Origin of the sequence: Ensifer sp. CCNWLY38 (assembly GCF_037120565.1) — a bacterium.
GTDB lineage: Bacteria > Pseudomonadota > Alphaproteobacteria > Rhizobiales > Rhizobiaceae > Ensifer > Ensifer adhaerens_H.
Genome location: NZ_JBBBBO010000006.1, coordinates 100,904 through 119,104, shown reverse-complemented (window position 1 = coordinate 119,104; position 18,201 = coordinate 100,904). Strand labels below are relative to the sequence as shown.

The window sequence follows — 18,201 nt, the reverse complement described above, 5'->3', positions numbered from 1 at the left end:
TTGTCAGCCCGTGGCGCTCAGCCGACGGCCTGCCAGTGGAGCGATCCCGGCTCCTCGCGAAATGCGAAGCGCAGAAGATGGCTTTCGATGACCGATTTCGTATCAGCGAGATCGGCGTCGTCGGGCGACCGGGCGCGGATGCTCAGGCCATCCGATGTGGCCTGGAGATAACCGGTCCCGCAGGAAAACCGGAGTTCGGCGCGATCGCTCGTCTGCTCGACGTCGATCTTGTGGGCGAAGTGCTTGCAGAGCTGCGTCAGGTATTTCTGGCCGTCGTCCGTTGCAAAGTGGGTGGTCGCTTCTTGCATCTGGAACTCCTGTTTCGGCTTTCACTGGCTCGGGCGGCCCTTGGGTGGCCGCCGTCGCGTCTTGAGGCGACTGCCGCGGGGAGGACACGGCAGCCACGATTGCGGACCGTCGGCCTAGAAGGTCGCTCGGGCGGTCAGGATGAAGGAACGGCCGGGTTCGTAGAGCGGCGTCACGTTCCCGAACTCCTGGCCGTAGGTCGCCCGATCCGAGTAGGTTTCGTCGAAGATGTTCTTGAGTTCGGCCCGCAGCGTCAGGTTCGGCCGTTTCGGCGGTACATACTCGACAAAGGCGTTGAAGACCTCGTAGCCCTCGAGGGGCTTGCTGCCGGCGGCGACGTCGTCGTAGTCGAGCGCAATCTCGGCGTCGGCACCGAAGGTGACACCCCAGTCGGCCAGCGTGTGGATCGCTTGGAGCGTGATGATCTGGCCAGCGGGTGCTGCGAGATAGGTGCCGAGGTCGGAATCGGCAGGCTTGCCGTCGATCTCGACGTCGATATTGGCGTATTTCACCTTGAAATAGCCATCACCCCAATTGTAGCCGCCACCGATTTCGAATCCGCGCGAGCGAACATCATGGGCGGCGATGCCGAGGTCTGCCCGGAAGCGCGGTGCGCGCGCATCATCGAGATCGGTCTCGAAGACACTGCCCTCGACGATGAAGCCGTTGTAGTTGGCCTCCAATCCCAAGATGTAATTGTCGGCCGTTACCGGCTTCGGACCGTTGCCATAGTCCCAGTTGGGATTGATGATGAAGTTCTCGGCAAGCGGAATACCCGCCCAGACATGCGAATAGCCGGCCTTGGCGATCAAGAGATCTTCGATGAGATCGTATTCGCCCGAGACGTTACCGCTGAAGCCCGAGTTGGTCCATTTCTCGCCCGTCGTTCCGGTAAAGTGCTGGTTATCCCCTCTCGCGCCAAAGGAAAGGCGTGTCCTCTCCCAGGGTTCTAGCCTCGCCTGCGCGTAAATGCCGACATTGCGCGCCTTCTCGGTACCGGGATCGTAGAGATCCTCAAGCTCCGCCTTGTCGCTGTAGAAGTCGATGCCGGCAATCACATTGCCGATGTCGAAAGAGAACTTGTTCTCAAACTTGCCATTGAAACTATCCGACGTGCCGACAGCGTCATAGGTCTTCGGAACGCCCGGTCCCGGCTTCGGGAAGATCGGCAGATCGACCTCTGTCTTGCTGTAGGCAAGCAGGAGCTTCGGGTCCCACCACCCCTCCGGCGTGCTGTCGGTATAGGTGAACACGGTGTTCTGCCGGTCGAGCGTATAGTCGCGGATGCGTGGCTCCCACGGTTTGGGGTTCGAAATCGAACCCACATTGGCGCGGAACGGCCGGGGTGCATCGTCGTTGATACGGTCGTGGCTGATCTCGAAGCGGTCGCCGCTCTCGAACTCGTAGGCGAGCTTGCCGAGGCCGCTCAGCAGATTGGTGCTCGTGCCTTCGACCTCCTTGCCGTTGCCGGCGGTGAAATCGTTGCCCTTGCCGAAGTTGAAGTAGCCCAGGAACTCAAGCCCTTCATGCATGCCATAGGCGGAGAGCCCCGTGGTCACCGTGTCGCTGTTGAAATTGTAGCTCGACGTGACGAAGCCACCGAAGCTATCGGCATCCAACAGGTCGCGCGGATCAATCGTTTCATAGGCGATCGCACCGGCGAGCGCTCCCGGGCCTGCATCGGCCGGGGCAACACCGGCATCGACGCTGACGGCCTTCAGGAGGCCCGGATCGATGAGGTTCGTGCCATTGTGATGGAAGACCTTGTTGTTCTGGCGGCCGCCGTCCATGGTCACGGCAAGGCTCGTTTCCTCGATGCCATGGACATAGACCTTCTGCGACATCGGCAAGGAGCTGCCAACGGCGATGCCCGGCTCCCCTGAAAAGACGTCGGCAATGTTGGCAGGGTTCTTCAGCTTCAGGTCCTCCGACGAGATGACGAGCTCGCCGGCGCCGAGCGGTCCACTGCCAAAGGCGGAAATCGGGTCGAGGACGGTGGCGCCGGAAGCATCCACGCCGTCACCGCTGCCGGCCGCCGTCGCCGAGCCGATCAGCGCCGTTCCGCCCGATACCCTGTAGGAGATGCCCGTGCCTGAGAGCAACTGCGCCAGGGCCTGCTGCGGCTCCAGCGTGCCGTTGACGGCGGTCGAACGAATGCCCTCGGACGTCGCTGCAGCCAGGGTCACCTGCTGGCCGGATTGCCGGCCAAAGGCATTCAATGCCCTCGCCAGCGGTTGCGACGGAATGTTGAACGTGCGGGCGGTGCTGACACGCGACGTCGTCTCTTGGGCGGAGGCGACGGAAAGGGGCATGAAGGCAAGGGAGGAAAGCCCGACGATCGCCGTCGTTGTCAGCAGGCGCAGACCTGCATGGCTATATCCTGCATTGCAGGAAAGATGTCCCTTGCGGCATTTCGGCGAACTCATTTTACCCCCGTCTCGATGATCAGCACGCTGCCTCTCGGGCAGGCGCTTCGGACCAAAGACGACGGGCTCCGGATTTTTTTTCACCGGTCCGCGATTTTTTCTTGAATTTTTGAGTCCAAATTAAAATCGCGTCAGAACGCGGCCATAGGATGTCACCTCGCGCACCTTGCCACCAAACGGCTGAACCAATGCCTGAAGAGCGTGATCGGGATCCGTGAGATCATAGACGCCCGTTACCCGTCGCGCCGCGAGTTCGGATTGCGGGATGGAGATCCAGGCGGAATGGTAACGTTGCAGCCGCTCGGCGGCAGCGGCAACGGTGACGTTGTTGACGAACATCTTGCCGCTGCGCCAGGCGCCGATCTCTTCGGCCGCGATCGCGCTTCGGGTGACAGCACCCGTCGCATGCGCCACCGTCGCCATTTCTCCCGGCGCGAGTTCGAAATTCTGCTTATGGTTTTCCCCGCTATACGAAACGGCCACCGTGCCGTGGGCGAGCTCGACCGTCGTTTCCGTACTCGCAAGCTGCACGTCAAAAGAGGTGCCGAGAACCGAAACCTCCACGCCGCCGGCATCGACGACGAAGGGACGCGACGGGTCGCGCGCGACATCGAAATAGGCCTCGCCCTTGAGAAGGCGGACGTGCCGGGCCGCAGTGTTGATCTCGGTGGCGATGGCGCTGCCGCCGCCCATTTGGATAGTCGTTCCGTCCTCCAGCGTGATCGTCCTGCTCTGCGCGGTTTCGGTCACGTGATCGGCCTGCCACCGCACCAACAGCGACGGGAGCGAGACGAACAGCACCAGGCAGGCGGCGAGCGCCATGACTGCCGTGCCGACGACTAAGGTTCTGGCCGCCCAGCGCTTCGGCTGGCCGGTGGTTGCCGCCGACGAAACCAATGGCGCCGCGCCGCGCCAAAGAAGCTCATGAACCGGCGGCATTTCTCCCAGTAGCTGCCAGGTCTTCAACGCCGTCTCCCAGGACCGGGCATGCAGTTCCGACCTGCCCAACCAGGTCCGGAATCCGACTTCGGTCTCCCGACAGTTCGGACGCGCCTTCAGTTCGAGAAACCAGTCCATGGCTTCTTCGAGCAACGCCTCCGGTATGTGGTTGTCCTTGGTCAAAGCTCTGCCTGCTGGTTACGGGTTCGACGAGACACTACAGCGCCGCGCGTCCTATCAGACGCGCAAAGGTCGCTGTAGCACTTTGAATTACTGCATGTTTTCATCCTTTAATCGGGTATGATTGAAGCAAACATGCAGTAGCGGAATCATTCGGTCTGCCACAAAGACGAATTGCTTCGGATTTTTTTTCACGCCGGCCCAAAATTCTATGAGGCATCGCCCGCCAGAGTTGTCGCCACCCGCATCATGGCGGTGCGAACATAGCGATGTGCGGTTGCGACCGAGATATTCAGGTGGGCGGCGATTTCTTCCAGGGTGTATCCACCGAAGCGGTGCATCTCAAGGGCAACGCGAACGTCCGTGGGAAGATCGTCGAGGACGCCGGAAATGCGCCGGATCTCGTCGGTCACCACGGCGATGTCTTCGGGCGTCGGCATCTCGATCGGCATCGACCAGAACGGCGGCTCGTCCTGTTCCTCACGCACCTCTATCTTCCGGCGCTTGAGAAGATCGAGGCACAGATTGCGGACGATCCTGTAGAGATAGGCAGGCGAGAGGCCCTGGGAACCATTGTCGGTATTGGCCGGCGCGAAGCGGATGAACGCCTCCTGCACGATGTCTTCGGCAGTCTCACGCGACCCGACGATGCGCGTCGCATAGGCGACCAAAGCGGTACGATTGGCGAAATAGACCTGATGGCGCGTTTCCATGTCGACCAAGGCGTCTGATCCGAGCAAAACAACTTTGATGTGGCGTCCAGCGTCGTTCGCACTGCTTGCCGCGACGCGATCGGTGGACCGGGTGGCCAAACGAACGCGAAGTCTCTTAGCACGCGTAAATAAACTTGTCTGTAATAGTCATGTTATTTTTCCAGCCAATTGCAGCGACGCGTTGCCGCCGCGCCTGGCGTCCTTGGCCGGAGACCGTATCCCGTTGCAGAAGCGGAACTTTTCGCTCCGAGGACGATTACCCATCTGAGCGCGAACCGTGTCAACCGGATGCGGCAGGGATGGCGAACATGGCGGTTTTTCCGGTTTCTCGCCATGGCCAACGAAACGGCAGTCGAGCGCCCAACCTGTCCGGTTCGTCTCACTTTTGGTGTCGCGACTGAAGGGCGCCACCAATCTCCCCGCCCTCGACACGCAACTCTCTGACGAGCTCGATCAGCGCCCTGAGCTTTGCCGGCACGTGTCGCCGGCCGGAGAAATAGAGGGAAAGGCCGTCATAGGGTGGCGTCCAATCATCGAGAACCTGCACCAGCCGTCCGGCGGCGACGTGCTCCTGGACCGCATAGTCGGAGAGATAGGCCAGCCCTGCGCCACACAGTACCGCCTCGAGCATCAGCCCGCTCTCGTCCAGAATGAGCCGTCCGGGCACATCAATTGCCACGCTCTCGCCATGACGGGAGAACTCCCAGTGATAAATCCGGCCGCTCGCCATGCGCGCCCGAATGCAAGTGTGGTTCATGAGGTCGGTCGGTCGCATCGGTGCTGCCCTCTCCCGGAAATAGTCCGGCGATCCGACGACGATCATCCGCGACTGGCGTGTGATCGGCACTGCGATCATGTCCGGCGGCACCGCGTCCGTCAGCCGGAAGCCGGCATCGAAGCCGAGGGCGACGATGTCCACCAGGGCGTTGTCTGTCGCCACCTCGACCGCCATTTCCGGAAAGCGCCGGAGATATTCCATCAGCAGCGGCTGCAGCACCATGCGCGCCGCACCGGGCGAGGTGTTCAGCCGAAGCGTCCCGGTCGGCCGCGCCCGGGATTCCGTCACCCTCTCCACGGCACCGTCGATCGCGGCGAGAGCCGGCAGGACCTCGGCGACGAAGGCCTCGCCCGCCGCTGTGAGCGCCACCGACCGGGTCGTCCGGTTGAAGAGGCGGACGTCCAGCCGCTCTTCAAGCGCCGACACGGCATGGCTGAGCGCGGAGGACGAAACGCCGAGTTCACGGGCAGCGGCCCGGAAGCCGCCGAGCCGCGCGATCGTCGTCACCGCCTCGAGTTCGGACAGACTGGGTCTCATTGCGCTATTTTCCTCATCAACCTGTCTATGATTGATGATCTTATCCTAGCGACCCTTCCGGCGCATATCCCCTTCATCGCAACAGGAAACCGAACGATGAAGATGGTCGAGCAGATCTATGTCGATGGCGCTTTCGTGACCCCTGAGGGCAGCGAGCGCTTCGAGCTTTTCAATCCCGCCACCGAAGAGAAGATCGGCGAGGTTCGCCTCGGCGATGCGGAAGACGCCCGCGCCGCGATCGCAGCCGCCAAGCGCGCCTTCCCGGCCATGCGGCGCACGACACCGGCCGAGCGCATCGCCATGCTGCAAGCGCTGCGCGACGCGGTCGCGGCGCACGCCGATGCCCTCCATGAGGCCATGGCGACCGAGTACGGCGCACCGCAGTCCTTCCTCGCTTTCTCGGTGCCGCATGCTTCGCACGTTTTCGAGGTCGCCGCGAAGACCGTGGCCGATTATGCCTTTACCCGGCAGATCGGCAACGCTGCGGTCGTCATGGAACCGGTTGGGGTTGCCGCCGCCATCACCCCCTGGAACAGCAACATCGGCTTCATCTGCACCAAGCTCGCCACCGCAATTGCGGCCAGCACGACGATCGTGATCAAGCCGTCGGAAATGAGCGCCATCCAGACCCAGACTCTGCTGGAAGCGCTGCACGAAGCCGGTCTGCCGCGCGGCGTGCTCAACGTCGTCAACGGCTACGGGCATGTCGTCGGCGCCGAGCTCAGCCAGAACCCGGGTATCGCCAAGATCACCTTTACCGGCTCGACCACGACCGGACGGACGATCCTTCGAACCGCGGCGGAAAGCTTCAAGCGCGTAACGTTGGAGCTCGGCGGCAAGGGGCCGCAGATCCTGCTCGACGATGCCGATCTCGACCACGCCATTCCGCACGTGCTTGCTTCCGCCTTCCGCAACAGCGGCCAGGCCTGCATTGCCGGCACCCGGCTTCTGGTGTCGGAGCGGAGGCTTGCGGAAGTGACCTCGCGTCTCGCCACCGCCGTCTCGGCATTGAAGGTCGGCCCTTCGAGCGACCCGGCCTCGGATATCGGCCCGATGGTCAGCGCCAGACAATGGCAGCGCGTCCAGTCCTATATTCGTCTCGGTCAGGAGGAAGGCGCAAAGTTGCTGGCAGGCGGCGAAGGTCGCCCGGAAGGGCTCGATCGTGGCTGGTTCGTCCGCCCCACCGTTTTCACCGATGTCACCAACGACATGCGGATCGCGCGGGAAGAAATCTTCGGCCCTGTGCTCAGCGTTCTTTCCTATCGCGACGAAGACGAGGCTGTCGCCATCGCCAACAACACGGACTATGGCCTGCAATCCTACGTTCTCGGCACCGATGTGGAACGCATGCGCCGCGTGGCCGGCCAACTGGAGGCCGGTCGCGTGGTCCTCAACGAGGCGCCGGCGGATGCACAGGCTCCCTTCGGCGGCTTCAAGCATTCCGGCATCGGTCGCGAATTCGGGCCCTTCGGCCTCGAAGCCTTTCTCGAGCCGAAGGCGATCATTGGCTGAGTGTTTCAGGCAACTTGCGCGCCGGCCTTCGGCGCGCTTGCCAGCGCGACGGTATTGCGACCCATGTGCTTCGCCTCGTAGAGAGCCGCGTCTGCTTTTTGCAGCAGCTTTTCAAGCGTCGTCTCAGTCGCAAGCGCCGAAGCGACGCCCAGGCTTGCCGTCACGCACCCATTGCCAAGTCCTCGATGTGCAATGGCGAGCCGTTCGATTGCCGTGCGGATACGCTCGGCCATCGCCAACGCCTGCAGCGGCTCCCGATCCGCCACCAGCACCAGCATCTCCTCGCCGCCGAAGCGGAAGACGAAGGAGGCTTCATCGACCGTGTCACGCATGCATTGCGAGACGGCACGGATGCAGGCATCGCCTTCGATATGGCCGTGAACGTCGTTGAACCGCTTGAAGTGGTCGATGTCCAGCAGGATTGCCGACACCGGCGCCAGGCGAGGCGCGTCGTCCCACAGCATCTCGCCAATCCGTGCCAGCGAACGGCGGTTCAACAGTCCTGTCAGTTCATCCCGCTCGGCATTGCGCTCAAGCTGGCGGTAGAGAAGGCTGCCTCGCAGCTGGTTGAGAAAATTCTGCCTGTCCTTCTGCTCCAGAAAATAGGCGCTGACCGCCAGGAAGATCGACAGCGTCAGATAGAAGGTGATGATGCCGGAATAGGTGACATCGTCGAAGGCGCCGGTCAGGCGCGTGGTGGTGAAATGGGAAGCGCACATCAGCGCGAGCCCGATCACGACGGCAAAGAAGCGCGGCCGCAGCGCGATGACGAAGAACAGGAAGGCGGCGGAATTGCCGTTCTGATAGACGAAGAGGTAGGGACTGGTGCTTTGCGTGGCCGCCGCCATCGGCAAGGTGACGCCCAGCACCGCGATCGCCACCGCCAGAATGTCGTAGAGAAGCGCATTCGGCCAACGGCGCACGGCCAGGATACAGCCGATGACGAAAGGCGTGAAAACCAGGAAACGGGCGACGAGCAGCTCGGTGAACACATCGGGCAGCATCGTGCGATCGCCGAAATAGACCAAATCGTAAATGAAGACGCCGATCACGCCCCAGATCACCGCGAGCCGCACACGCTCGGCCACATATTCCTTGCGGAACAGCGCCTCGATCTCCGGGGAGAATTGCAGATAACGAAAGCCGCGCGCGATCTGGTTCTCTACCTGGTCTAGCGTGACAACGCCCATTACCAATTTCCCCGGCTGCGGAAGGACTCCAGCAAACTAGCAGAGAAAACTGAATATTCGTCTAAAGTTAGATCGGTTCGCCTGCGCCGGGCGTTGCAGGCACGGTCAGTCTTCGGGCACCTTGATCAGGACCGTCTCGTCGGCCTCGATCGGCCTGCCATCCTGTGTGCGGATGTCGAGCTTCACGGGCAGTCCAGTTTGCTTTTCGACCAGCAGGGAATGCTCCTCGCCGGGCTGAAAGAGGTGCCTTTCGCCGAACTGGCGCAAGGCGACCATGACAGGAAAGAGATCCCGGCCCATCGCCGTCAATTGATACTCGACCCTCGCTTTCGTCTCGCCGACGGGAACCGTCTCCAGAATGCCGCGGTCGACGAGCGTGCGCAGGCGCTCCGTCAGGATGTTCTTGGCAATGCCGAGGCTTTTCTGAAAGTCGCTGAAGCGTCTCAGCCCGTCGAACGCATCGCGCACGATCAGCAGCGACCACCAGTCGCCGATCGCGTCCAGAGATCGCGCGCTGGGGCAGTAGTCTCCCTTGAGGCTTCTGCGCGCCACCATGCGAACTCTCCCCTCTCACGTATCACGAGATTTTGGTTGCATTATGAAACCAAATTGGTATCCATAAATTTGGTTTCATTATTAAACCGAAATAAGGAAGAAGTCCAATGGATGGTAGAGCTGCTGCGGCGTCGATCGACGCCGCAAACGACGCTGTGCGCCCAAACGCCGGAGATGCCACGGCATCACCGTTGACGCACCCGATGATGACACTCTTTGCCCTCACCTCTGGCCTTGCGGTCGCCAACGCCTATTTTGCCCACCCCCTGCTGGATGTGATGGCGGCCGATCTCGACCTTTCGCAGACCAGCGCCGGTTTGATCGTCGGCGCGACGCAGATCGGCTACGCGCTCGGCCTGGTCCTGCTTGTTCCTCTTGGCGACCTTTTCGATCGCCGCAAGGTCATCATCATTCAATCCCTGCTTTCCGTGGTCGCGCTCAGCTTCGTGGCCCTCTCGGCCAACGCCGAAATGCTGATGGCTTCGATCGCAGCCGTCGGCATGCTTGCCGTCCTGACACAGGCCCTGGTCGCCTATGCGGCCAGCCTGGCCCAACCATCGGAACGTGGCCGGGTGGTCGGGTTTGTCACCAGCGGCATCGTGATCGGCATCCTGTCCGCACGCACCGTCGCAGGCCTTCTGACGGATCTCTCCGGCTGGCGATCGGTCTATCTTGCATCCTGTGTCGCAACGCTCTTAATCGCCGGCCTGCTGTACAGGTTGCTGCCGCACCAGAGACGGGAAACGAGCAAGCTCAGCTACCCCCGCCTTGTCGGCTCCACCTTCAAGCTGATCTGGGAAGAGCCGGTGCTCCGCACCCGCGGCGTGATCGCCATGCTGATCTTCGCGAACGTGACGACCCTGCTCACGCCGCTTGTTCTGCCGCTGAGTGCGCCGCCTTTCTCCATGTCGCATACCGAGGTCGGCCTTTTCGGCTTGGCAGGGATCGCCGGAGCGCTGGCCGCTTCGCGAGCAGGCCATTGGGCCGATCGTGGGTTCGGCCAGACGATGACCGGGATTGCACTCGCGCTCATGCTCATCGCATGGCTGCCGATCTCCTTGCTGGATCACTCGATCCTGTGGCTGATCGCCGGTGTGCTCGTCCTCGACTTCGGGCTCCAGGCGGTCCACGTGACCAACCAGGCCTTGATCTATCGCGTCCGTCCGGAAGCCCAGAACCGACTGACGGCAGCCTACATGCTCTTCTATTCGCTCGGCAGCGCAATCGGATCCTCTCTCTCCACGGTCGCCTATGCGCATGCGGGATGGAACGGCGTCTGCCTGATGGGCGCGGCGATCAGCCTTGCCTCGCTGCTCTTCTGGCTGGCGACGAGACCTACGAGATCGAAGCCTGCGGAGGAAGGCGCGGCGTTGAACGGTTGAGACCGCTCCGACAGCGGCGACCGGTCAAGACCGCCAGCGCGGACCGAGGTTGGCCCAGCCAACGAGAAGCCCCGCACCATGGCGGGGCCTCTGAGGGAGCGGCCGACCGCCGCTCCTCGTCGTTTATGCGGCCGGTTCAAAGTCGGTCGAGAGGGACACGGCTCGCCATTGGGCAAGGATTTCTGCGTCCGACGCGTGCTTGGCTTCGATCGCTGCCACCGTGTCGCTGCCAAGCGGCAACCGCACCGGCGGATTTTCGGCGTCAGCGAGCGAGATTACGACCTCTGCCAGTCTGTCGGGATTGCCCGGCTGGTTGTGGCTGATCTCCTTCGCCTTGCTGCGAACGACGCCGGCCGTTTCCGCATAGTCGTCGATCTCGATCGGGCTGATGCCGAGTGAGGTCGAGTCGAGGAAGTCGGTGCGGAAGTAGCCGGGTTCGATCGCCGTTGCATGGATCCCGAGCGGGGCAAGCTCGTCCGCAAGCGCTTCGGTCAAGCCTTCGACTGCAAACTTCGTCGAGCAATAGACCCCGAAGCCAGCGCCGCTGCGATAGCCGCCGATCGACGAGAAGTTCAGGATGCGTCCCGAACGCTGGCGGCGCATATGCGGCAGCACGGCACGGGTGACGGCCAGCAGGCCGAAGACGTTGGTGCGATAGAGGGCCTCGATCTCGGCGCCGCTTGCCTCTTCGACCGCACCGAGCAGTCCGTAGCCGGCATTGTTGACCAGAACATCGATCCGGCCAAAGCGGGTGATCGCCTGCCCGACGGCCTGATGCGCCTGGGACTCGTCGGTAACATCGAGCGCTACGACCAGAAGGTTGGGTTGTTCGCCGAAACGCTCGGCGATCGCCTTCGGATTGCGCGCCGTCGCGACGACCTGATCGCCCTTGGCGAGCGCCTTCTCAACGATGAGGGCGCCAAATCCACGGGATGCCCCGGTAACGAACCATGTATGCATGTGAACCTCCTGTTTGTTTCGCCGCTCCATCGTCGGCGGCTGAGAAGGTTTTACCGCGTCATATCTGCTGAGATAATCGACTGGATTCTCCTTGATCTGATGAGTAAGTTTCATCAATGAGAACCGTATCGCCTTCCGACCTCTCCTCCTTCCTGGCTTTGGCCCGGCACCGAAGCTTCCGCCGCGCCGCCGACGAAATGGGCTGCACGCCATCGGCACTCAGCCATGCCCTGAAGGCCCTTGAAGAACGGCTCGATCTCCGCCTCTTCAACCGAACGACCCGCAGCGTCGCGTTGACGGAAGCAGGGGAACTCCTGCTCGCGCGTGTCGCACCCGCCTTCCGCGACATCGAGGATGCGCTCGACGACCTCAACAACTTCCGGGGCACACCTGTCGGGCGCTTGAAACTCAATGCGGCGCGAGCCTCCGCGAAGATGGTGCTTCTCCCTTTGGTCGCGCGTTTTCTCGAAACCTACCCGAAAATAAGCATTGAGATCGTCACCGACAACGACCTCGTCGACATGGTATCGGAGGGTTTCGACGCCGGCGTTCGTTTCGGCGAGGTCATCGCGCAGGATATGATTGCCGTCCCGATCGGGCCGCGCCAGCGCACCGCGATTGTGGCAACGCCTTCCTTCTTCGAGCGCTTTCCAAAACCAACCGCTCCCGATCACCTGAGGGAACTCCCCTGTGTCGGACTGCGCTTCGGCAGCGGCCGACTTTACGCATGGGAGTTTGAGCGCGGCGGCGTGGAACTTCAGGTCGAAGTGAGCGGCCCGCTGATCGTCGACGATCAGGACATGATGGTGGACGCGGCCCTTGCGGGCGCCGGCGTGACCTTCACCTTCGAGGATCAGGTGCTGTCGCTGATAGACGAGGGGAAACTTGTTCGGGTGCTCGAGGACTGGTGCCCCTACTACGGCGGCCTCTATCTATATTACCCCAGCCGACGGCAAATGCCGGCGGCGCTGCGCGCCTTCGTCGATTTCATCAGGGCCGCGGGTAGCGGGCTCGCCAAAAGCTAGCGGGAAGCTCACTCAAGCGGCCGACCGCGCCGCGGTCGGACCATGATGCAGCCGATTCCGGTCAGCGCCGGAACAGGCGAAAGTGCCCGAATCAGGTCCTGGCTTACGCCTTGGTTTCCATGGCGGGCGAAGTAGCCTCCACAACGGCCAGCTCGGCCATGGCAAGGGCAGCTTCGCGCGTTGCAGCAGCTGCAATGAAGCGGCCATTGTGGCAGAAGCTTGCGCCCGCGACGCCGCAAGCCGCTTCCAACTCGCCGTTGGTCAGGCCGGCCCAGGCGGCGGGCAGATCTGCGCGAAGCTCAAAGCCCTCATCGGCCTTGCGGATGCCCGTCAGGCACCAGTCTTTGTCGCGGGGGTGAACGACGAACAGCAGGTGATCGGCGCCGGACTTCACGACGGCCGGACGGAAGGGCATGCCCATCGGCAGCTCGAGAACTCGACCATCCCCGGCAAGGGCGATTTGCTGAAGGACGAGTGCCTCGGCTCTGAGCTTGGCGGCGCGCTGCGCTACGCCGGCCTCGACGAGCGTACGGGCAATCGCGAGCGCCGCCTGAAAGCCGCGATCGTCAGCCTCCTGGCCGGCCTCGTCGAACACCGGCTTCAAGGTTTCCAAAAGCGCCGGCAGCATCAGCCCGGCAAGCGGTCCGGCAACGGAAGGGTCGAGCGCGCCATTGTCCACCAGGTCGACCGGAAGCACGAAGCGTGCGTCGAAGGCCGTATGGACCGCCTCAATATGGTCTTCAGGAACGCCTGAAGCGGCCAGATAGTCGCGGCCATAGTGCTTCCAGATCAGTCCGAACGAACTGTAGGGCTGGCCGTCTTCTCTTAAAGGCGCGCCGCGCTGATGATGATCGAAAATGCCGGCAGCCGGGTCATACTGGCCGCCCACATCGTAGACGATGCGATCTGCACCGGGCCTGATCCATTCCGCAGCCCGACTGCGGATCAGACGCGCCTGCGGGAAAAGCCGTGTGAGGATGACGGTGGACAGCAGTTCGTCGGCATGGAAGCCACCGGAATGGGTAACGAGAAACTCTGGGATCATCCCGATTGGCCCTATGGTTCGTTGAATACGGAGCGCACCACATAGCCATTGCTTGCTGCCACCTCAACCCACCATCGCTCCTTGCCTGCATGGAGGCCCGCATGCACCGCTTGGTGATCTTGGCGAGAGACGGATCGACGGCCGAGACTGGCCGACAAATATTTGGAGCGCAGCTACTCCAGATCCATCGTGGTGAAGACGCGGCAATTGTCGGGCGCAGGCGTGCTTTTGCAAATCTGCGCATCGACCAGTTGGTCCACTGCCAGCGTGTTCGTCAGCAGAAGGGCCTTGAACAATTGCCAGAGACCGGGATTGCCAGCCGCATCGCGCGGGCCCTCGGCTAGCATCTGGTAGCGCACGCCCATTTCATCATAGTAGGCCGCCAGCTTTTTGCTGCTGGCTTCGTTTCCAGCCACCATCGGAATGTCTTCGACGATCGTCCCTTCTCCCGCGAGCCGTCGATGGCCGGATGCAAGGACGAGCGTACAGGCCTGTGCGCAGGCTCCAAGCGAAACGGCCTTGCCGATATAGTCGGCCCCCTTGTCGTCGTTTGCGGTACAGTTCTTCTGATCGCGCTGACATCCGAAGAAAACGGTCGTGCCCACCGCCACGCTCAGCTTGCTTTTGCGGATGAGGCGGCCGAGTGCCATCGCAGCCGCCATGTCGCCACCGGGCGATCGCAGGACCAATGGCAGCTTGCGGCCTGCGAGCGTCTTCAAGGTTGCCTTCAGCAGGGCCGGCGTCTTCGGACCGATGGTGCCTGCGGCGGAAATCCATTCCGGACATGTCGGCTCGCAACCGGCCTGGTTGGAGCGCACGACGACAAACCGCATCTCCTGCTCTGCCGCCTTTGCCGGCCGCTCCATCAACAGGCTTGCGGCCAGCAGACAGATCAGCAGCACAGCCCGCCGCAAGCGGGGCGTGGCTGCGCCGACGGGAGAACTCCATATTCGCATTCCGGTCTCCAACCCAAATCCCCTGGTCTAACGCTTCAGGTCCGACATGACGAAAACCCGACAATTGGCGGACGCCGGTACCGTTCTGCAGGTCTCGACCGAGGTCAGCAATTCGACCCCGCCCAGTTGCGTGATCAATTTCATCTCGGTCATCGCGACGGGTTCGATCTTGCGCATATCGGAGGCGGGCGTGATCTTCATCAGATCGATAACCGTGCGGCCGATGCCCATTTCCGCGAGGTAGGCGGTCAACTCGCGCTCCTGCGCCTTGGTCATCTCGTAGATCTTGCGGCTGACGACATTCTTGCGGCTGACGACCTTCTTGCTGGTCACCTTCTTCTTGCCGTTGACGATACGATACTCCTCCCGATACCGCGTCTGGGTCTGAACGAAGACAGTGGTGATCTGGTGAACGCCGAGATAGGCCCATTGCCCGGCCACTCGGCGGGTTCCGCCGGCGAACATCAGCGGACAGGCCGAATTGCAGTAGGCTCCGCCCGAATAGGCGGTACCGATATAGCGGGCGCCCTTGCCGTCGTTTTCGCGGCAATCCTTCTGCTGCGGCTGGCAACCGATGAAGCGCGTTTTGCCGACCGCCACTTCAAGCTTTCGCGCTCTGATGAGCCGCCCGAGCGCCAGCGCAGCATCGACGTCTCCCCCGGGTGACGTCACCACGATCGGCAGGCGGCGGTTGCCGATGGTTTTGAGCAGCTTTTTGAAACGCGCCGGGCTTTCGCGGACGATCGTCCCCTCAGCCGATATCCACTCCGGACAGGTTGGCTCGCATCCTGGCTGACCACTGCGAACCACGAAGAACTGCATGTCAGCGCCGCCGGCCGGCGCCGCGCGAACCGTCGCGGCGGAGGCCAAAAGCCCAACCAACAGACAGACAATGACCACCGAACGCGAGAATACTTCTCGTGGAAATGCCATGCCGAACAAAGAAGTGTACCTCTCCCGAGTGTCCCCGCGCCGGCGCTCCAGGACGGAGAGATCTCGCCCGATCCCTTTTCGCATCAGCGCGGTGCGCGGCCCCCCCGCAAATTTCATGCTGCAAATATGACTATCAAAACAAACAGTTCTTTCGCATCCATTGCTGAGATCGTGCGCCGGACGGCGAAAGAGGAATGAAAGTTGCGTCAGCCAATAATGAAACCGACGATAGCATGGAGCCCGAATATAAGGCAACAATCATGTACGCGGGATCGGCTGCCGGAGCGATGTGATCGACCCGTCCAAGCCACTGCAGCGAGACGATAGTTGTTCGTCCGGCGGCGATCAGACGCCGAGGGGCTGGATACGCCGCCGACGCTTTGACAACATAGGCGCTCAAGGCAGGATTGCGATTCGATGACGATTTTCTTTAAGGCAGCAATTTCCGACGACGTGGCATTCGGAATGATCGAGCAGTGTTTTTCCGACCCGGATGATTATGACGGCTATCTCGATATCTTTGGCGATCACACCGAGCGGACCGTTTCATGGAGCAAGGGACGGTCGGTAGACGAGTTCAAGGCCGAGATAACCGAAGCCCTGCGATCGGCCTGGGAAAGCGCGCGTTTCTGGCAGGTGTACGAGCGACGGGAAGACCGGGACGATGCCGGCACCAATGAAATCCGGCGCGCTGCCATCAACCTTACACGCACCTATGGCGGCGTCATCGTCATCACGTTGAGCCTGCTTGGCAGACGCAGCAGCACGCACGATCTCGAACTGGTGTTTGTCTGCTTCCAGGAAGATGCTCAACGCCGGAATTTTCGCGTGCGCTACGACGGAAAATTCATTCCCGCCTGACGCCTCCCGCGATGCGGAATGACGCGCCGCCGCCGAGCAAGCGCTCTGTCGGTCGGCGCGACTCGCCTCCCGATCAGCCACACCTGGGATGCCTGTTTCAGGCCCGATGGACGAAGCTGTCGCATTGACTCATGTCAACTGCGCGTCAGGGGCGTTGGCGCCTTGGTGCCAAATGCCGGGTTGTTATTGGGGATCTGCGGCTGTTGATCGCTTGAGACGGTGAAGCCCGTCCTTGCCGTTCGAGCAAACGGGACCTCTGTCAGTGGAAGAACACAAGGGCTCCCGATCGGGCTATCGGCTGGTACCGTGCCCGTGCGGCTATCGCGCCAGCGCCACGCGGCGTCCGCTGACGGGCTGTTCCAGAACATCCATCTGCACGTCGTAGATCCGCGCCAGTTCTTCCGGCGTCATCACATCGTCGGGCGCGCCCTCCGCGATCAGGCGGCCGGAATGGAGCGCCACGATGCGGTCGCAGAAGCGCGCGGCCATATTGATCTCGTGCAGTACCGAGATGATGGTGATGCCCTTGTCCCGGCACAGATCTCGGGTCAGTGCCAGCACCTCCAGCTGGTGGCCGATGTCGAGGGCGGAGATCGGCTCGTCGAGCAGCAGGCAGGTGGCATCCTGGGCGACGAGCATGGCAAGCCAAACGCGCTGGCGTTCCCCACCTGAAAGACTGTCGACCTCCCGGTTGACGAACGGGTCGATGCCGGTGACCTCGATCGCCTCTTCGACCTTCGCCTTGTCGGCCGCCCCGAAGCGGCCGAGCGCGCCGTGCCAGGGATAGCGGCCGAGTGCGACCAGTTCCCGTGCCAGCATGCCGGGTGCTGGCGGCGTATTCTGCGGCAGATAGCCGAGCCGGCGGGCAAAGGCCCGCGTTCCCCAACCCGCAAGCGGCTTTCCCTCGAAATCGATACGCCCCGTGGTCGGCGCGAGCTGTCGCCCCATCAGCTTGAGAAGCGTCGATTTGCCGGAACCATTATGGCCGATCAGCGCGATGGAATGCCCGGCCGGGATCTCCAGCGTCAGCGGGTGCAGCAGGTTGCGCCCATCGATCGCAAAGCTCACGTCATGAAGCGACAGAACGGCCTGGTCGCGGGCGATGGGCGGAGTTTCAGTCGCGTGGTTCTGCATCTTTTCGTTCCGGGCAGGATCGCTGGACCTGCTGTTCGTCTCATCGATAGATATCATTGACGGCAAAAGGTCGAGGCATTGATCGGGCAGGCTGTGCCGCATTTCTTCAGGCCGTCGAGCTTGTAGCGGATGCAGCAGACCTTGCGCTGAAGACAGCCACCGCCCGCGGCATCCGGGATCGTCTGCGTCAGACGAAAAAGGGGATGGTCCGCAGCCATCAGCGCCTCCGTCTCGCGCAAGCGCGCCGCGACATCGGCCGGCATGGCCTCCTGTGGCCACAGATCATGAACATGACGGCGGGCGCGGCAAAACGCGAAGGACGCATTGCTCCAGTGCACCCGTTCGGACGTGGCCGTCACTTTCGCCATTCGAACGATCAAGGGCCTTACATTGTCTTCGACAATCCGCCGCAGGTGCGCGCTGAGCAGAGCGGGAGCCGCACGTTTCAGGACAAACCGGACGGGCGTTGCCATATCGGACAGGCCGACCTGAACGTCCGGCAACGTCATCGAAAACCAGATGTCGTGAATGAGGCCATAGGCGATAACGGGTCTGAGCAGCCGGCCGAAATAACCCTGCGTCCATAGCGACGCCGCGGCCCGGCGATCGCCCGGCCCCCACCGCCGCAACAGGCCATCCAGCGCGTTCGCAACCGGCCCTGGCTCGAGAATGCTGTCCAGGCTGACGAGATCATCCTCTTCAGCCGGCACGGCGTGGCTCAGGGCTGCATCCGCGAACGGAATCGGAAGCGCCGGAAGCTGGTTCACCA

At 62.3% G+C, this 18,201-nt stretch carries 17 protein-coding genes; 4 read left to right on the top strand and 13 right to left on the bottom strand.

Annotated features, from left to right (window positions below; genetic code table 11):
* Positions 1-17: 17 nt before the first annotated feature.
* The 5 genes from V7S54_RS14720 to V7S54_RS14700 all read right to left on the bottom strand — a co-directional run bounded on the left by V7S54_RS14720 (position 18) and on the right by V7S54_RS14700 (position 5,879).
* Positions 18-308 (bottom strand): DUF2218 domain-containing protein, encoded by a 291-nt coding sequence (locus tag V7S54_RS14720; protein WP_336408554.1) that lies wholly within the window; start codon positions 306-308, stop codon positions 18-20.
* Between the two features lie 114 nt (positions 309-422).
* The gene (locus tag V7S54_RS14715) at positions 423-2,732 is read right to left on the bottom strand and encodes a TonB-dependent receptor (protein WP_336408555.1); all 2,310 of its coding nucleotides are present in this window, start codon (positions 2,730-2,732) and stop codon (positions 423-425) included.
* Positions 2,733-2,852: 120 nt separating this feature from the next.
* Entirely contained in the window at positions 2,853-3,854 is a 1,002-nt protein-coding gene (locus V7S54_RS14710) for a FecR family protein (protein ID WP_336408556.1), read from the bottom strand.
* Between the two features lie 206 nt (positions 3,855-4,060).
* Positions 4,061-4,564, bottom strand: a complete 504-nt coding sequence (locus V7S54_RS14705; RefSeq protein ID WP_336408634.1) for an RNA polymerase sigma factor — start codon at positions 4,562-4,564, stop codon at positions 4,061-4,063.
* A 379-nt stretch (positions 4,565-4,943) separates the two neighbouring features.
* On the bottom strand, positions 4,944-5,879 hold the full coding sequence (locus V7S54_RS14700) for a LysR family transcriptional regulator (RefSeq protein WP_336408557.1): 936 nt from the start codon (positions 5,877-5,879) through the stop codon (positions 4,944-4,946).
* Positions 5,880-5,975: 96 nt separating this feature from the next.
* Between V7S54_RS14700 and V7S54_RS14695 the strand changes: the two genes are divergently transcribed.
* The gene (locus V7S54_RS14695) at positions 5,976-7,391 is read left to right on the top strand and encodes an aldehyde dehydrogenase family protein (RefSeq protein ID WP_336408558.1); all 1,416 of its coding nucleotides are present in this window, start codon (positions 5,976-5,978) and stop codon (positions 7,389-7,391) included.
* Positions 7,392-7,396: 5 nt separating this feature from the next.
* Here the strand turns inward: V7S54_RS14695 and V7S54_RS14690 are convergent, their stop codons facing one another.
* A complete protein-coding gene (locus V7S54_RS14690; protein WP_065373912.1) occupies positions 7,397-8,581 on the bottom strand; it encodes a GGDEF domain-containing protein in 1,185 nt (394 codons plus the stop codon).
* Positions 8,582-8,686: 105 nt separating this feature from the next.
* Complete coding sequence (locus V7S54_RS14685; protein WP_065373913.1) at positions 8,687-9,136, bottom strand: winged helix-turn-helix transcriptional regulator; 450 nt, start codon at positions 9,134-9,136, stop codon at positions 8,687-8,689.
* Positions 9,137-9,243: 107 nt separating this feature from the next.
* Here V7S54_RS14685 and V7S54_RS14680 point away from each other — a divergent pair, with 107 nt between their 5' ends.
* Complete coding sequence (locus V7S54_RS14680; RefSeq protein WP_065373914.1) at positions 9,244-10,518, top strand: MFS transporter; 1,275 nt, start codon at positions 9,244-9,246, stop codon at positions 10,516-10,518.
* A 123-nt stretch (positions 10,519-10,641) separates the two neighbouring features.
* On the opposite strand, the gene V7S54_RS14675 is transcribed toward V7S54_RS14680, so the two are convergent.
* Positions 10,642-11,478, bottom strand: a complete 837-nt coding sequence (locus tag V7S54_RS14675) for an oxidoreductase (protein WP_336408559.1) — start codon at positions 11,476-11,478, stop codon at positions 10,642-10,644.
* Positions 11,479-11,594: 116 nt separating this feature from the next.
* On the opposite strand from V7S54_RS14675, the gene V7S54_RS14670 reads away from it, so the two are divergent.
* Positions 11,595-12,503 (top strand): LysR family transcriptional regulator, encoded by a 909-nt coding sequence (locus V7S54_RS14670; protein ID WP_336408560.1) that lies wholly within the window; start codon positions 11,595-11,597, stop codon positions 12,501-12,503.
* Positions 12,504-12,606: 103 nt separating this feature from the next.
* Here the strand turns inward: V7S54_RS14670 and V7S54_RS14665 are convergent, their stop codons facing one another.
* The 3 genes from V7S54_RS14665 to V7S54_RS14655 form a co-directional block, all read right to left on the bottom strand.
* Positions 12,607-13,548: an MYG1 family protein gene (locus V7S54_RS14665; protein WP_336408561.1), complete on the bottom strand. Its 942-nt coding sequence runs from the start codon at positions 13,546-13,548 to the stop codon at positions 12,607-12,609.
* A gap of 173 nt (positions 13,549-13,721) precedes the next feature.
* A complete protein-coding gene (locus tag V7S54_RS14660; protein ID WP_336408562.1) occupies positions 13,722-14,504 on the bottom strand; it encodes a hypothetical protein in 783 nt (260 codons plus the stop codon).
* Positions 14,505-14,531: 27 nt separating this feature from the next.
* Complete coding sequence (locus tag V7S54_RS14655) at positions 14,532-15,695, bottom strand: hypothetical protein (RefSeq protein ID WP_336408563.1); 1,164 nt, start codon at positions 15,693-15,695, stop codon at positions 14,532-14,534.
* 159 nt (positions 15,696-15,854) lie between these two features.
* On the opposite strand from V7S54_RS14655, the gene V7S54_RS14650 reads away from it, so the two are divergent.
* On the top strand, positions 15,855-16,298 hold the full coding sequence (locus V7S54_RS14650) for a hypothetical protein (RefSeq protein ID WP_065373917.1): 444 nt from the start codon (positions 15,855-15,857) through the stop codon (positions 16,296-16,298).
* A 318-nt stretch (positions 16,299-16,616) separates the two neighbouring features.
* On the opposite strand, the gene V7S54_RS14645 is transcribed toward V7S54_RS14650, so the two are convergent.
* Both V7S54_RS14645 and fhuF read right to left on the bottom strand, forming a co-directional pair.
* On the bottom strand, positions 16,617-17,432 hold the full coding sequence (locus V7S54_RS14645; RefSeq protein ID WP_336408564.1) for an ATP-binding cassette domain-containing protein: 816 nt from the start codon (positions 17,430-17,432) through the stop codon (positions 16,617-16,619).
* Positions 17,433-17,485: 53 nt separating this feature from the next.
* The gene (gene fhuF / locus V7S54_RS14640) at positions 17,486-18,199 is read right to left on the bottom strand and encodes a siderophore-iron reductase FhuF (protein ID WP_336408565.1); all 714 of its coding nucleotides are present in this window, start codon (positions 18,197-18,199) and stop codon (positions 17,486-17,488) included.
* Positions 18,200-18,201: the final 2 nt, after the last annotated feature.

Excerpts from the sequence above, each read along its gene's own strand:
- V7S54_RS14720 (WP_336408554.1), bottom strand. The coding sequence starts at position 308 with ATGCAAGAAGCGACCACCCACTTTGCAACGGACGACGGCCAGAAATAC.
- V7S54_RS14715 (WP_336408555.1), bottom strand. The coding sequence starts at position 2,732 with ATGAGTTCGCCGAAATGCCGCAAGGGACATCTTTCCTGCAATGCAGGA.
- V7S54_RS14705 (WP_336408634.1), bottom strand. The coding sequence starts at position 4,564 with ATGGAAACGCGCCATCAGGTCTATTTCGCCAATCGTACCGCTTTGGTC.
- V7S54_RS14700 (WP_336408557.1), bottom strand. The coding sequence starts at position 5,879 with ATGAGACCCAGTCTGTCCGAACTCGAGGCGGTGACGACGATCGCGCGG.
- V7S54_RS14695 (WP_336408558.1), top strand. The coding sequence starts at position 5,976 with ATGAAGATGGTCGAGCAGATCTATGTCGATGGCGCTTTCGTGACCCCT.
- V7S54_RS14690 (WP_065373912.1), bottom strand. The coding sequence starts at position 8,581 with ATGGGCGTTGTCACGCTAGACCAGGTAGAGAACCAGATCGCGCGCGGC.
- V7S54_RS14685 (WP_065373913.1), bottom strand. The coding sequence starts at position 9,136 with ATGGTGGCGCGCAGAAGCCTCAAGGGAGACTACTGCCCCAGCGCGCGA.
- V7S54_RS14680 (WP_065373914.1), top strand. The coding sequence starts at position 9,244 with ATGGATGGTAGAGCTGCTGCGGCGTCGATCGACGCCGCAAACGACGCT.
- V7S54_RS14675 (WP_336408559.1), bottom strand. The coding sequence starts at position 11,478 with ATGCATACATGGTTCGTTACCGGGGCATCCCGTGGATTTGGCGCCCTC.
- V7S54_RS14670 (WP_336408560.1), top strand. The coding sequence starts at position 11,595 with ATGAGAACCGTATCGCCTTCCGACCTCTCCTCCTTCCTGGCTTTGGCC.
- V7S54_RS14665 (WP_336408561.1), bottom strand. The coding sequence starts at position 13,548 with ATGATCCCAGAGTTTCTCGTTACCCATTCCGGTGGCTTCCATGCCGAC.
- V7S54_RS14660 (WP_336408562.1), bottom strand. The coding sequence starts at position 14,504 with ATGCGAATATGGAGTTCTCCCGTCGGCGCAGCCACGCCCCGCTTGCGG.
- V7S54_RS14650 (WP_065373917.1), top strand. The coding sequence starts at position 15,855 with ATGACGATTTTCTTTAAGGCAGCAATTTCCGACGACGTGGCATTCGGA.
- V7S54_RS14645 (WP_336408564.1), bottom strand. The coding sequence starts at position 17,432 with ATGCAGAACCACGCGACTGAAACTCCGCCCATCGCCCGCGACCAGGCC.